Genomic DNA, 13,312 nt, shown 5'->3' on the forward strand with positions numbered 1-13,312 from the left:
GGAGGCCCGCCTCATGGACCCGAAGGCCACCTCGCGGCCGGAGCGAGACTTCCGCTTCCGCCGCGGCGGTTCCTCACCGCGGCAGCAGCCCCTGCCGCCGGGCCAGCAGGTCGAGTCGGTACCGCATGTTGTGCTTGTAGCTCGGGCAGGGGACCATCCCCTCCGTCCACAGCTTGGGGCAGGAGCCCCCGCACACGGGGAGCATCGGGCAGTCGGCGCACGGGACTTCGCGCTGTTGGATGCGGTCGTGCCAGCCGTCGTAGGGACCCGCGGGCCGTGTGCCGGCAAGGGACGGATCGGTGATGCGCGCCAGTGCCTGCTCCGCTTCGGCGAGGGGGACGAGCGGCTGCTCGCTGCACGAGAAGATGGCTCCGGTGCTGCTGATGATCTCCGACCTCGCGGAAACCGCCGCGCATACGACGGGCTTGGAGGCGGCGGGCAGCGCCATGAAACGCAGCCCGGCGTCCGACATCCTGGTCAGCCACGCCTCCTCACGCCTGGCGTAGGACGGTCCGTCCAGCTCGATGGACGACACGTCGTTGGACCAGGAGTGGACTCTCTCCAAGGTGAAGGAGACGCGCGGGTGCGCGAAGCCGTGACCGGCCATCCAGTCGAGGTACGCGTCCACGTGATCCGCGTTGCCGGTACTGACGTTGGTACGCAGTTCGAAGGCGAGCCCGTGCAGGTCCTCCGTGGCCAGTGCCCGCATCACGACATCGGTGATGTGGTGGAAGGAGCCGCCGCCGGACTTGAGTGGCCGGGACCCGTCGTGGATCTCGGGCGGACCGTCGAGAGTGATCACGATCTTTCCTATGCGGGCCTCGTGGTGCAGCCGGCGCAGCTTGGCCAGGGTGAGCAGGGACCCGTTCGTGATGATCGTCGCGCTGTAGGCCACACCGGCGCGCTGAGCGGCACTGACGAATCCCCGGCTGAGGGTGAGGATGACGGCGTATCCCATCAGGGGCTCGCCTCCGAACCACCGCACCGCGACCGCGTCCGTCGCCTCCGCGCCGATGGCGCCTTCCACGCGGGCGGCGATCGCCTCCCGGTGGGTCATGGGGAGCGCCCCCTTGGTGTGGGCCTGACCGCAGTAGGCGCATCCCATGTTGCAGTAGGACGTCGGCATGAGGGTGAAGGACCGGTGGGAATGGTCCGCCGCGGCTCGTCTGGAGCGGTCGAGCAACGTGTCGAGTTCCTCCACGGCGGCCGGGACGACGAGTTCCAGATCGACCAGGCGCTGGAAGAGGACGGGGTCACCGTACGGAACGACACCTGTCATCAGGCCCTCGGCGATGTCTTCGGGCAGGGCGACGGCCACGGCGCGGCGCGTTCCGTACACCACGCGCAGACGCTCACCCCGCGCGTTGACGTACGACCTGTCGCTGTGCACGCGGTAGCGGCTGGCCCGCCACTCAGTTGTAGGGGATTCGGGAGCCGCAGCAGTCACCGTCGATGTCCTCATCGTTCACATGGGTGGGGTGGGGCAGGCTGCTCGGGACGAGCAGACGGGAGTCGACGGGCACCGGGTCGCCATCGATGTGGACGACGGCGTCCGAGGTGATCAGGTCGATGTGCACGTCCGCCAAATAGTCCACCGCCTCGAGCAGTTGCCCGTGCTGGCCGAAGCCGACGTGGACGCCGGGATGCCGTTCGTTGATGTGCGAGTTCATGGGGATGAAGCCGTCGATGCCCGTGTTGGTGCCGAAGCCCAGTTCGCCCACGCGATCGCCGTACTCCATGCGGACGCAGCGGGCGAAGAGTTCGGCGACCCTCTCGTCGGCGCACCGATGGGAGACGGCCTTGCTGTCCTTGATCTCGACCGTCAACGGGTGCTCGGCCAGACGGGCGTCCAGATCGACCGCCTTGTTGACGTTGAAGGCGCCGTCCGCGACCAGTCGGCCGGTGACCGAGGCGGGGTAGGTCGCGACCTCACCGGCAGGCAGCACCACGAAGGACCCCGGCCGCCACACGCCCCTATTGCTGAGCCATCTGTAGCGGTCGTTGTCCAGACGTATCTCCAGCTCCGTGCCCGAGCTGGTGGTGACGGCCAGGTGCCGGGCCTCGAGGAACCGGTGCAGGAGTCCGGAGTTGATGGCACTGAGTTCGGCCGGTGAGGGTCCGAGGGCGAAGCGGAAGAAGTCCCAGCTGCCGTTGATGATGCGAATCGGCAGGACGCGGTCTCCGTAGCAGGCGATCTCCCTCCGTATGACGGCGGCGTGCGACATCGTGTCGCGTTCGATCGTGATCAGGACGAGCCGGCGACGGAGGGCACCCGGCGCGGGAAGCGCCGCCTTGATCCGCTGAGGGAGGTCACCGTCGGAAATGGCCGCCATGGCGACCACGAGGGGATCGAACCCCCGGTCCCGGGCCACCAGAAGGAGCAGTGACGCCTGTTCTCTGCAATCCGGGGTGTAGAACACGGCGAGAGTGTCGTCGGGATGAAGGGAGGCGTAGTCGTCGAGAAGGGTGTCGACGCCCCGCATGACGCGGTCGTCGATCTGGGATCCGGAAGAGGTCATGGGGATCTCCTGGTACGCGCGGAGGGAAGGGCGAGGAGGGGCGCCGGAGCAGGCAGCGCTCCGGCACCCGGTGAGTCGGCTACGCGCAGCCGGAGTTGAGGATGTTCCAGAGGCCGGGAAGGTCGTCGTCTGCGGACAGCAGGTCGCCTGCGGTGATGATCTCGCTGTCACGGATCATCACCGGCTCCCCCTGGAGGAGCTCTTCCTGTACGGAGTGCAGGCGGACGGACATGGCGTGCGACATGGTGTCTCCCTGTTCGGATCGGTTCGAGAAATGAGACGGGCCTGGGGTCGCGGCGGAGAACCGCCGCGACCCGATGGGGACCTCCGCCCCCCGTCGGGTCGAACGCGGTGCCCAAAACGGAGGTCCCGATCTGCTTACATGCAGCCGGCGTTGAGGATGTTCCAGAGGCCGGGAAGGTCGTCGTCTGCGGACAGCAGGTCGCCTGCGGTGATGATCTCGCTGTCACGGATCATCACCGGCTCCCCCTGGAGGAGCTCGTCCTGCACGGACTGCAGGCGGACGGACATCGCATGCGACATGGTTGTTCTTCCTTTCGTGGAGGTGGTGAATGCGGTGGAGCTGCTTACGGAGCGGTGCTCGTAAGCGGTGATCCGGCGTCGAAGGACAACGGATCAGATCGTGGGTGCGGACGACCCCGCCCCTGACGAGGGGTGCGGGGAGTCGCACATCGTGGTGGCCCATAGGCGAGGCCACCACCGCGTGGAGATCGGAAGCGCGGCAAGGACGACCAGCGCACCGGCAGCCGCGAAGAGGGCCTGCGGCGGGGCGGCGGTGCCGACGACGCCCGCGCTGCCGAGGGCTGCCACCGTGGCGGTGTTGGCCAGCGCGTTCCAGGCGGCGACCGCGCTGCCGCGGCTGCCGCGGGGCACGGAGAGCGCCAGGGCGGTTTGCCGGCCCACGCCGAAGCTGCCGTTGGCGATCCCGTAGAGCGCGGTCAGGGCGAAGAGGAAGAGCACGTGGTGGAGGAGGGCGATGCCGACCAGCGCGGATCCGATGACGAGAGCGCTCAGAGTGCCGAGGGGGCCCACCGGGTGCCGCGCCAGGAGATTCCCCGCCAGCCATGCGCCGAGCAGCTGGCCCGCGGCCACCACCACCGTCAGCATGCCGAAGACCGTCCCGCTGGCTCCGTACACATCACGGACCAGGTAGATCTCGGCGACGTTGGTGAACTGCAGGGCGAAGGTGATCGCCGAGCCGAGCAGGACCGTGCGCGCGGTGAGAGGTTGTGCCATCAGGGCCCGGAGCCCCGATGCGAGACCCGGCCCGTGGGAGCGTCGGGGTGAGCCTGCGTCCCCCGATGACGCCTTCGCCACCGGCGGCGCCGCACGAGGGAATCGTGCCAGGGCCGCGACCGCGGGTAGCGCGAGGTAGGTGACGGCGTTGACGAGGAGAACTCCGCGCAGTCCCACGCCGTCCAGCAGTGGTCCAGCGGCTGCCGGCCCGATGAGGTATCCGGCGCCGGATCCCATGGAGACCCGTGCCGCGGCCCGGTTGACCTGGTCGGACGCGGTGGCGTCCAGTACCGATCTGGTCAGCACCGGCCCGGTGACTGCCATCAGACACGACAACAGTGCCAGCAGGCCGACGAGAACCGGGACGGACTCGGTGCAGGCCATGATCGCGGAGACCACGACCATGGCGGAACCGGTCAGGGCGACAACGGGCCGGAAGGAGAGCCGGTCCGCAACGCGTCCCGCGGCACCCGCACATGCGATCCCCGGCACCGCGAGTGCGGCGAACAGAGCGGCCATCCCCGAACTGCCCACGCCACTTTGGTGAAAGTGCAGCATCAGGGCCGTGATGGCCACACCGTCCCCGAGGCAGGAGATCATGAGAGCGGCGGCTGTCGCACTGACCTCACGAGGTAGGGGCGGTGGCCCCGCGGGGTGATGGGCCGCCGCCGTCGCACCGATCACTGGAGTGACGGGTGGGACCGGATGAACCCCGGTTCCGGTGGTGGGCCGCCCGGCAGGACCGCTTGGTCGCCCGGCCCGGGCCGCGCTCCGCCGCCGGCTTCCAGCGTCCTCTTGAAGGCGATCAACGCCGTTTCCATGCGGGAGGCGAAGGGCCCGGCGAGTTCGTCGGGCAGGATGTCGTGGATCCACACGAACCGGCTTCGGCCCTGATCCAGAGGGACGACCTGCATCGACGAGCTGTCGTGCAGTGGCGTCACGGTCCCCCCGACGACCGAGAAGACGAGGCGGCGACCGACATGGTCGACGCCGACGAGTCTTTCGACCGCCACAGCGCCGTCTTCGAAGGTGACGACCCTGGTGTCCGGGGCCTCACCCCGGCTCTCCCGGACCAGACCGGGCGCGAGTCGCCGAGGGCCTGTGACGAAGTCCCGGACCACCTCCCACACCTCAGCGGCATCGGCTTCCATCATGATTTGTCTGCGTACAGTCGCCATTGGATGTTCCTCCTTTTCACCACGTGCGCCCGGTCGGGGCAGGTGAGATCCGGCCTGGCAGGCCGGGACCAGTGGGCCTGGGAGCCGCTCGCTGCGCTTGCGGCCCCGACCGGTGGCAAGAAGGTCGCACGACAGCCGGTGGGGCCGACACCATTTCGCTGTGGCTTAATCGGCACTAGCCTGGCGGCGTGATCGAGATTCTGCTGGGCCCGGCGGACCTGGCCGCCACACGATTCGCCTACTCGCCGATGGAAGAGCTCGTCCACAGCGTGCGCGTCGTCGCCGGACGGCAGGAACAGGCCCTGAACCGGCCGTGGTTGACGCGGATGAAGCCGCGACTGGCCGGCATCGATCTCGGTCTGCTGATCGCCCTGATGGCCGACGCGCGCTGCATCCCCGACTTCCTCGCGCCTCCCATGGAGCGGATGCGCGGAAACTTCGAGGAGGAACTCGAGGCCGTCCGCAGCGCATCGGACGACGCCGTCCGCGACGCCCTGGACGACCTGCGCGGCGACCGGCCCCTCCCGCGCGAGCTCGTGTCCCTCTACGAGCGCCCCCAGAAGGAACTCGGCACCCTGGCCGCCCGCATCTCGGCCTACTGGAAGGCCGTCATCGAGCCGGTGTGGCCGCGACTGCGTGCGGTGCTCGACGCCGACATCAGCCATCGCATGGACCAGCTCGCCACCGGCGGGTTCGCGAAGGTCTTCAGCGATCTGCACCAGGACGTCGAGTACGCGGGCGATCGCCTGCGCATCGACAAGCCGCACCGCAGCGCCGTCCGCAGCGGGGACGGGGGAGGCCTGCTGCTGGTCCCCTGTGTCTTCGCATGGCCCGGTATGGTCGTGCTGTACAACGAGCCGTACCAGCCGGCTCTGACCTATCCGCCGCGCGGCACCGGCCAGGTCTGGGCCGATTCCCAGGGCGCCGGCGGCGCGCCCATCGCGGAGCTCGTCGGTCGCAACCGGGCGCTCGTGCTCGCCCATCTCGACATGCCGCTGTCCACCAGCCAGCTCGCCGCCTACCTCGGGATGACGCCGCCGGCGGTCAGCCAGCACCTGGCGATTCTGCGACGGTGCCGTCTGGTGTCGTCGCGAAGGGCCGGAAGATGGGTGCTGTACCAGCGGACGCCGTTGGGGACGCATCTGTTGGAGGCGGCGCACGCCGCGTGACGCCGCCGTGCTTCGTGGCCGGGCCGCCGCCCGCGCTGCTCCTCCGGTCGGCGGCGGACTCCTAGCGGGGAGCAGCCAACTCGGCGCCCCGCACCAGCAGCTGGACGACATCGGCGGCCGCGATCACCATCGTGGCCCGGAACGGAATGTGCCCTCCGGCGAATGAGGCCGGCAGCGGGGCAGCCGCGAGGAGCGCGAGGAGCGCCGTCGCCGTCAGAACCACCCCTCCCGCCACGCCGACCGGGCCCGGCGGGCCGACGGCCAGGACGATCGAGGAACCGACGACGAGGAGCGCCGCCAGCGCCGCCGAGCGCCGTCGGCCCAGCCGCTGCGGCAGCCCGAGCACGCCCGTCGCGACATCGTCCTCGATGTCGGGAAGGACGTTGGCGAAGTGGGCCCCGGCGCCGAGCAGCGCGGCGGCGGCCGTCAGCCACGGCGGCGGCAGCGGCGCGCCCGGCAGGCCGAGGGTGACGACCGACGGAAGCAGTCCGAAGGCCAGGGCGTACGGGAGCCAGGAAGCGGCAGTGCTCTTCAGGCGGAGGTTGTACGCCCAGGCAGCCGCCACCGCCAACAGATGCGCGGCGCCCGGGAGCAGCCCATAGGCCAACGACAGCGGCACGCAGGCCGCGAGGGCCGCGACGGCGGCGCGGGTCACCGTGCCGGGCCGGACCTCGCCCGTCACCAGCGGCTTGTCACGACGCCCCGACGCCCGGTCCCTCCGCAGGTCGACCCGGTCATTGCACCAGCCGACCGACAACTGCCCGGCGGCCACCGCGCCGGCCACGAGGGCCACCGGGGCGAGGTCCAGCCCCATGGCGGCGGCGAGGGCGGTGGCGAGGACGGTGACGGCCGCGGCCGGGAGCGGGTGACAGGCCTTCAGGAGCCCCACCCCGCCCCTCAGTACCCCGCCCGGCGCGGCAGGCGTGGCGGGGGTGGCGTTCCGACGGCCGTCGGACGTGGTGCTCGGCACGGCGCCACGCTATGCCACGCCGCGCCCGGTATGACCAATTTCATGGGCTTGTGTCAAATATTTTCTATGTTGGGTCCATGACGCGTGTCCTGGCAGTGAGCATGGTGTTCCCACCCCACCGCTACCGGCAACGGGACATCACGGAAGCGCTCGTCCGCTGCCTGCCTCCGGGCATCGACCCGGGCCTGCTGCGCCGGGTGCACGCCTCCGTGCGGGTCGACACACGCCATCTCGCCCAGCCACTGGAGCGCTACGGCGAACCGGGCGGCTTCGGCCGCTCCAACACCACCTTCATCGAGACCGCGCTCGGGCTGGGGGAGCGGGCCGTCGCCCTCGCCGTCGCGGCCTCGGGCCTCGCCGCCGAAGGGATCGACCTCGTCATGTCGACGACGGTGACCGGTCTCGCGACTCCGTCCCTCGAAGCCCGCCTCGCCGACCGGGCCGGACTGCGTCCCGACATCAAGCGGGTCCCCCTCTTCGGCCTCGGATGCGCGGGCGGCGCGGCCGGCGTGGCCCGCCTCCACGACTACCTCACCGGCCGGCCCGCCCACGCCGCCCTCCTCCTGTCCACCGAACTGTGCTCGCTCACCCTGCAGCACGCCGATGTGTCAATGGCGAACCTCGTCGCCGGCGCCCTGTTCGGCGACGGCGCGGCGGCCCTGCTGGCCGTCGGCGAGGACCACCCGCTGCACGCCGGCGCGAGCGGCCCCACCGTGGTGGCGGCCCGCAGCCGCCTCTACCCGGGCACCGGACACCTCCTGGGCTGGGACATCGGCGACTGGGGATTCCGTATGGTCATGGGCCGCGAACTCCCCGAACTGGTCCGGCTCCACGTCGCCGAGGAGGTCGAGTCGTTCCTCTCCGACCACGACCTCAAACCGGCCGACGTGACGACCTGGATCTGCCACCCCGGCGGGCCGAAGATCCTCGACGTGCTGGCCGACGCGCTGGCCCTGCCCGCCGACGCGTTCCGGGCCAGCCGGCGTTCGCTCGCCGCCGCGGGGAACCTGTCCTCGGCATCCGTACTGCACATCCTCAGCGACTTCCACACCGCGGGCCCGCCCCCGCCCGGCTCGGTCGGCGTGATGCTCGCGCTGGGACCGGGCTTCTCCTCCGAACTCGTCCTCCTGCGCTGGTGAGCCACGACGTGATCCCCTACCTGGTCCTGATCCTCCTGGTCGCCCTCGAACGGCTCGCGGAACTGGTCACCGCCCGGCGCAACACGGCCTGGAGCCTGGCGCGCGGAGGCCGGGAGTACGGCCGCGGCCACTATCCGGCGATGGTCGCTCTCCACACCGCGCTGCTGGCCGGCTGCGCGCTCGAACCCTGGGCGGCGGACCGCCCGTTCATCCCCTTGCTCGGCTGGACCGCGCTCGCCCTGGCCCTGGCCGCCCAAGGGCTGCGCTGGTGGTGCATCGCCACCCTCGGCCCCCGCTGGAACACCCGGGTCGTCGTCGTCCCCGGCCTGCCGCTGGTCACGGCCGGGCCCTACCGGCTGATGCGCCACCCCAACTACGTGGCGGTCGTCGTCGAGGGAGCGGCCCTGCCGCTCGTCCACACGGCCTGGCTCACCGCCCTCACCTTCACCGCCCTGAACGCCGCGCTGCTGACCGTACGCATCCGCTGCGAGGAGACCGCTCTCGGCGAGCCCGGCCCGGCCGCCGGCCGTCTCCCCACCGCACCGGGGGTCACGCCGTGATCGACGTGCTCATCGCCGGCGGCGGTCCCGCCGGTCTCGCCACCGCCATCCACGGCGCCCTCGCCGGACTCGAGATGGTGGTCCTCGAACCGCGCCCCACCCCGATCGACAAGGCGTGCGGCGAGGGCCTGATGCCGGCCGGTGTACGAGAACTGCGGGAGCTGGGGGTGGCCGTCGACGGGCGGCCGTTCCACGGCATCCGCTACCTCGACGGCGCCGGGGGCCACCGCGCCGAAGCCCTCTTCCGCACCGGCTCCGGCCTCGGCGTCCGCCGCACCGCCCTCCACGCGGCGCTGGCGGCGCGCGCCGCCGACCTGGGCGTACGGGTCGTGCCGCGCCGCATCGACCACCTGAGCCAGGACGTCACCCGGGTCACCGCCGCCGGCCTGACCGCCCGGTACCTCGTCGCCGCCGACGGCCTGCACTCACCCGTGCGGCGCCTGCTCGGCCTGTGCGCGCCGGCGAGGCGCCGCACCGCGCGCTACGGCCTGCGGTGCCACTACGACATCGAGCCCTGGAGCGAGCTCGTCGAGGTGTACTGGTCGGCCCACTCGGAGGCGTACATCACCCCGCTCGCCCCCCACCGGGTCGGGGTCGCCGTCCTGACCAGCGAACACGCCCCCTTCGAGGAACAGCTTGCCCGCTTCCCGCACCTGATGGACCGGCTGCCGCCCAATGCCCGGCGCACACCGGTCCGCGGCGCCGGGCCCCTGCGGCAGCAGGCCCGCACGCGGGTCGTCGGCCGTGTGCTGTTCGTCGGTGACGCGGCCGGATACGTCGACGCCCTGACCGGCGAGGGCCTCACGCTCGCCCTGAACGGGGCCAGGGAACTGGTGCGTTGCGTGGGTGCGGGCAGGCCCGACACCTACGAGCAGGCCTGGCGCAAGGTCTCGCGCAGCTACCGCCTGCTCACCGGATCCCTGCTCTGGGCCCGCCACCAGCCACGCCTCGCGCCGCGCATCGTCCCCCTCGCCGCACGCCTGCCCGGCACCTTCACCCGGGCGGTGAACCTCCTGGCCTGACGCTCGACCCGGCCGGCTGGGCCCGGACGCCGCACGAGCGCGGCGCGGCCTCCGGCGCATCGAACGGCGATTTCTGGAAACCCGCCGTGTATGACGCCCCTTCCCGGCACGTACGCCTCGCACTGGATGGAAACCGCCCGGTCCGCGCCGTGGCCGCCGCTCGCCGACGACATCGAGGCCGATGTCGTCGTCATCGGCGCCGGCATCGCCGGGCTGAGCACCGCCTGGGAGCTGTCCCGCAAGGGCCACGCCGTCGTCGTGCTCGAAGCCGGCCGGGTCGCGGCGGGCGTCTCCGGCTACACCACGGCGAAGGTCAGCGCCCTGCACACCCTCGTCTACGCCCGGCTGCGGCGGACCAGGGGCGCCGAGGGGGCCGAACTGTACGCGCGGTCACAGAGCGACGCCGTCGCCCACGTCGCCGACGTCACCCGGGAGCTGGGCATCGACTGCGAACTGGAGCGTCGGCCGGCGTTCACCTACTGCGAGGACCCCGGCGCGGCCGACGGTCTGCGCGCCGAGGCGGACGCCGCCGCGCAGGCGGGACTCGCCGCCTCCTACGTCACCGACACGGGCCTGCCCTTCCCCGTCGCCGGTGCCGTGAGGGTCGAGGACCAGGCGCAGTTCCACCCCCGGAAGTACCTGCTCGCCCTCGCCCACGACATCGAGGCGCGCGGCGGCCGGATCCACGAGCAGACGCGCGTCACCGAACTCGATCACGGCGAGCCCTGCCGGATCGCCACGGCCGCGGGATTCACGGTCACCGCCCGGGACGTCGTCGTGGCCACGCACTACCCGATCTTCGACCGGGCGATGCTCTTCACCAGGCTCTCGCCGAGCCGTGAGCTCGTCGTCGCCGGTCCGCTTCCGGCCGAACGCGATCCCGCCGGGATGTACATCACAGCGGAGGGCAACAAGCGCTCGGTGCGCACCGCGCCCGACGCGGACGGCCGGCGCCTCCTGATCGTGACGGGTGAGTCGTTCACCCCCGGCACCGGCGACACGGCCGAACGCTACGAACGGCTCGCGTCCTGGGCCCGCGAACGCTTCCCCGGCATCGAGCTCACGCGCCGATGGGCGGCCCAGGACAACGGGCCCACCGACACCGTGCCGCTGGTGGGCCGGATGCACCCGGGCGCCGACCACCTCTTCGTCGCGACCGGCTTCGGAGGCTGGGGCATGAGCGGCGGAGTGATGTCGGGCCGGCTGCTCGCCACGCTCATCGACGGCGGCAGCTCCCCCTGGGCGGAGCTGTACGACCCGCGCAGGCTTCGCAGCACCGTGCGCGAGGCGACCGGGTTCCTCAAGCACCAGGCAGTCGTCGGCAAGCACTTCGTGGGCGACCGGCTGCGCACCCCCGGCCCCTCGTCGGCCGAGGAACTGGAGCCGGGCCAGGGCGCCGTCGTACAGGTCCGGGGCGAGCGCTGCGCGGTCTACCGCGACGACGAAGGCACCGCGCACGCCCTCTCGGCGCGCTGTACCCATCTGGGCTGCCTCGTCGCCTTCAACAACGCGGAGAGGACCTGGGAGTGCCCCTGCCACGGCTCGCGTTTCTCCGTGGACGGCGACGTCCTGCAGGGACCGGCGGTCCGTCCCCTCGACAAGAAGGACATCTGAGCGCCGTCGTCGGGCCGAAGGGAGCACGGATGCCCACCCAGCAGGCATCGAGCCGGGGACCGGCGCCGCGCCCCGGCCCGGCCCACGGGCAGGGCGGTCCCGGAGGGCGTCATGCGGCTGCGCACCAGTGAGCCCCTCCGCCCCGGCTTCACCAGGGTCAAAAGCGGCCGCGGTTTCCGCTACCGGGACGCCTCGGGCAACCCGCTCCCCGACACCGGGGAGCTCGCCCGCATCCGGTCGCTGGTCATCCCCCCGGCCTGGCGCGACGTGTGGATCTGCCCCTGGTCCAACGGGCATCTGCAGGCCGTCGGCACCGACGACGCCGGGCGGCGCCAGTACCTCTACCACGAGGAGTTCCGGGCCCGTCAGGACCGTGCGAAGCACGAGCACGTCCGAGAGGTGGCCGCGTCGCTGACCGGACTGCGCAAGCAGGTCACCAGGGACCTCGACAGCCGCGGGCTGAACCGCGAGCGCGTGACGGCCTGCGCGGTGCGCCTCCTCGATCTGGGCTTCTTCCGGGTCGGCTCGGAGAGCTACGCCAAGAAGAACCACACCTTCGGACTGACCACGATGCAGCGCGAGCACGCCTCCTGCGACGACGGCGAGATCACCTTCAGCTACCCGGCCAAGGGCGGCAAGCGGCTGGTCCGCGCGGTGGTGGACGACCCCGCGCAGGCCGTCGTCAGGGCGCTGCTGCGCAGGCCCCGCGGCGGGCCCCGGCTGTTCTCGTACTGGGAGGCCAAGGCCTGGCACGATCTGACCAGCCAGGACCTGAACGAGGCGCTGCGCCGTCTCTCGGGCGTGGACATCACGGCCAAGGACTTCCGCACCTGGCACGCGACCGTGCTCGCCGCGGTCGCGGTCGCCGTTCCCACCGACGAGGCGCGTGCCGCCCGTGCCGCGCGGCGCCGCATCGAGGCGCGGGCGGTGAAGGAGGTCAGCCGCTATCTCGGCAACACGCCGGCGGTGTGCCGTGCCTCCTACATCGACCCCCGCGTGTTCGAACTCTTCGAGGAGGGCGTCACGATCGCGCCCGCGCTCGGCCGCCTCGGCGAACACGGGACGTTCGGCCGCCCGGCGACCCAGGGACCCGTGGAAAAGGCCGTCCTGGACCTGCTGGACCGCTGAGCGGACCCGTGGCGTCCGCTGACCTCAAAGATCCTCGGGTCCGGATTGCCGAGGGCGAGCCGGGGAACCCGCCGGGTGCGGAACCGAGCCTTCGGCCCCCACGGGGCGCGGCCCCTATGAAAGGAGCGGATCATGTCCGAAGCACGCGGCGACGACGTCTACCAGCCCGAGAACTCCGACGTGGACAACCGGCCCACCGACGACCTCGACCTGGAGAACGCCATCGGCGAGGCCGAACTGGACGACATGCTGGACCAGGGCTACTCCCCGCCGGAACGGCCCCTCGGCGTCACCAAGTACGGCACCACGGGCCGGGAACAGCGCGAGGGCGAATCCCTCGACCAGAGGCTGGCTCAGGAGACGCCCGACACCGGGGCGCCGGAGGGCGACGGGATCGGAGATCTCCCCGACGGCGAGGGCGAGCCGGTGGACCAGCAGGCGGGCGCGACCCGTGCGGGGCGCCTGACCTCGGTGGACGAGCCGTCCCCGCCCCGGCACATCGACGTGCTGGCCCGGGACGTGGGCATCGACGGAGGGGCGGCGTCCGCCGAGGAGGCCGCGATGCACGTCGACTCCGCCGCCGACCTGCCCGACGAGACCGACATGGAGCCCGACGTCGAGCCCGACATCGACATGGACGACCTCGGCGGCGGTCGGGCGCGCCGCTGACGCATCCGCGAGGCCGGACGGGGCGCACCCACCGGGGCATGTGTGGGGGCGGACGCCATCGCGTCCGCCCCCACACGTGCCCCGCGG

14 protein-coding genes are annotated in these 13,312 nt (G+C 71.8%); 7 read left to right on the forward strand and 7 right to left on the reverse strand.

The window, feature by feature from the left end; translation table 11 throughout:
• Window positions 1–73 precede the first annotated feature (73 nt).
• The 6 genes from ACZ5VC_RS11970 to ACZ5VC_RS11995 form a co-directional block, all read right to left on the reverse strand.
• Complete coding sequence (locus ACZ5VC_RS11970) at window positions 74–1,390, reverse strand: radical SAM protein (protein WP_469119925.1); 1,317 nt, start codon at window positions 1,388–1,390, stop codon at window positions 74–76.
• Between the two features lie 22 nt (window positions 1,391–1,412).
• Window positions 1,413–2,519: a M29 family metallopeptidase gene (locus tag ACZ5VC_RS11975; protein WP_469119926.1), complete on the reverse strand. Its 1,107-nt coding sequence runs from the start codon at window positions 2,517–2,519 to the stop codon at window positions 1,413–1,415.
• A 79-nt stretch (window positions 2,520–2,598) separates the two neighbouring features.
• Window positions 2,599–2,763, reverse strand: coding sequence for a hypothetical protein (locus ACZ5VC_RS11980; RefSeq protein WP_469119927.1), 165 nt, complete (start codon window positions 2,761–2,763; stop codon window positions 2,599–2,601).
• Window positions 2,764–2,897: 134 nt separating this feature from the next.
• Entirely contained in the window at window positions 2,898–3,062 is a 165-nt protein-coding gene (locus ACZ5VC_RS11985) for a hypothetical protein (RefSeq protein ID WP_469119928.1), read from the reverse strand.
• A 93-nt stretch (window positions 3,063–3,155) separates the two neighbouring features.
• Window positions 3,156–4,376, reverse strand: a complete 1,221-nt coding sequence (locus ACZ5VC_RS11990) for an MFS transporter (protein WP_469119929.1) — start codon at window positions 4,374–4,376, stop codon at window positions 3,156–3,158.
• Window positions 4,377–4,456: 80 nt separating this feature from the next.
• Entirely contained in the window at window positions 4,457–4,954 is a 498-nt protein-coding gene (locus ACZ5VC_RS11995) for an SRPBCC family protein (protein ID WP_469119930.1), read from the reverse strand.
• A gap of 188 nt (window positions 4,955–5,142) precedes the next feature.
• Here ACZ5VC_RS11995 and ACZ5VC_RS12000 point away from each other — a divergent pair, with 188 nt between their 5' ends.
• A complete protein-coding gene (locus ACZ5VC_RS12000; protein WP_469119931.1) occupies window positions 5,143–6,123 on the forward strand; it encodes an ArsR/SmtB family transcription factor in 981 nt (326 codons plus the stop codon).
• Between the two features lie 61 nt (window positions 6,124–6,184).
• Here the strand turns inward: ACZ5VC_RS12000 and ACZ5VC_RS12005 are convergent, their stop codons facing one another.
• Window positions 6,185–7,093 carry a UbiA family prenyltransferase gene (locus ACZ5VC_RS12005; protein WP_469119932.1) on the reverse strand — a complete coding sequence of 303 codons (909 nt, stop codon included), beginning with the start codon at window positions 7,091–7,093 and terminating at the stop codon, window positions 6,185–6,187.
• A 77-nt stretch (window positions 7,094–7,170) separates the two neighbouring features.
• On the opposite strand from ACZ5VC_RS12005, the gene ACZ5VC_RS12010 reads away from it, so the two are divergent.
• The 6 genes from ACZ5VC_RS12010 to ACZ5VC_RS12035 all read left to right on the forward strand — a co-directional run bounded on the left by ACZ5VC_RS12010 (window position 7,171) and on the right by ACZ5VC_RS12035 (window position 13,225).
• Entirely contained in the window at window positions 7,171–8,232 is a 1,062-nt protein-coding gene (locus ACZ5VC_RS12010) for a type III polyketide synthase (RefSeq protein WP_469119933.1), read from the forward strand.
• A gap of 8 nt (window positions 8,233–8,240) precedes the next feature.
• A complete protein-coding gene (locus ACZ5VC_RS12015) occupies window positions 8,241–8,792 on the forward strand; it encodes an isoprenylcysteine carboxyl methyltransferase family protein (RefSeq protein ID WP_469120221.1) in 552 nt (183 codons plus the stop codon).
• Complete coding sequence (locus tag ACZ5VC_RS12020) at window positions 8,789–9,814, forward strand: NAD(P)/FAD-dependent oxidoreductase (protein WP_469119934.1); 1,026 nt, start codon at window positions 8,789–8,791, stop codon at window positions 9,812–9,814. The genes ACZ5VC_RS12015 and ACZ5VC_RS12020 overlap by 4 nt, the downstream gene beginning before the upstream one ends.
• Before the next feature lie 90 nt (window positions 9,815–9,904).
• Window positions 9,905–11,428: an FAD-dependent oxidoreductase gene (locus tag ACZ5VC_RS12025; RefSeq protein WP_469119935.1), complete on the forward strand. Its 1,524-nt coding sequence runs from the start codon at window positions 9,905–9,907 to the stop codon at window positions 11,426–11,428.
• 111 nt (window positions 11,429–11,539) lie between these two features.
• Window positions 11,540–12,556 carry a DNA topoisomerase IB gene (locus ACZ5VC_RS12030; RefSeq protein WP_469119936.1) on the forward strand — a complete coding sequence of 339 codons (1,017 nt, stop codon included), beginning with the start codon at window positions 11,540–11,542 and terminating at the stop codon, window positions 12,554–12,556.
• A 129-nt stretch (window positions 12,557–12,685) separates the two neighbouring features.
• On the forward strand, window positions 12,686–13,225 hold the full coding sequence (locus tag ACZ5VC_RS12035) for a DUF5709 domain-containing protein (RefSeq protein WP_469120222.1): 540 nt from the start codon (window positions 12,686–12,688) through the stop codon (window positions 13,223–13,225).
• Window positions 13,226–13,312 lie beyond the last annotated feature (87 nt).

It is taken from the genome of Streptomyces sp. NPDC033174, from assembly GCF_055577795.1.

Bases quoted from the DNA above. Each gene is read 5' to 3' on its own strand.
- ACZ5VC_RS11975 (WP_469119926.1), bottom strand. From the start codon at position 2,519: ATGACCTCTTCCGGATCCCAGATCGACGACCGCGTCATGCGGGGCGTC.
- ACZ5VC_RS11980 (WP_469119927.1), bottom strand. From the start codon at position 2,763: ATGTCGCACGCCATGTCCGTCCGCCTGCACTCCGTACAGGAAGAGCTC.
- ACZ5VC_RS11985 (WP_469119928.1), bottom strand. From the start codon at position 3,062: ATGTCGCATGCGATGTCCGTCCGCCTGCAGTCCGTGCAGGACGAGCTC.
- ACZ5VC_RS11990 (WP_469119929.1), bottom strand. From the start codon at position 4,376: ATGATCTCCTGCCTCGGGGACGGTGTGGCCATCACGGCCCTGATGCTG.
- ACZ5VC_RS11995 (WP_469119930.1), bottom strand. From the start codon at position 4,954: ATGGCGACTGTACGCAGACAAATCATGATGGAAGCCGATGCCGCTGAG.
- ACZ5VC_RS12010 (WP_469119933.1), top strand. From the start codon at position 7,171: ATGACGCGTGTCCTGGCAGTGAGCATGGTGTTCCCACCCCACCGCTAC.
- ACZ5VC_RS12025 (WP_469119935.1), top strand. From the start codon at position 9,905: ATGACGCCCCTTCCCGGCACGTACGCCTCGCACTGGATGGAAACCGCC.
- ACZ5VC_RS12030 (WP_469119936.1), top strand. From the start codon at position 11,540: ATGCGGCTGCGCACCAGTGAGCCCCTCCGCCCCGGCTTCACCAGGGTC.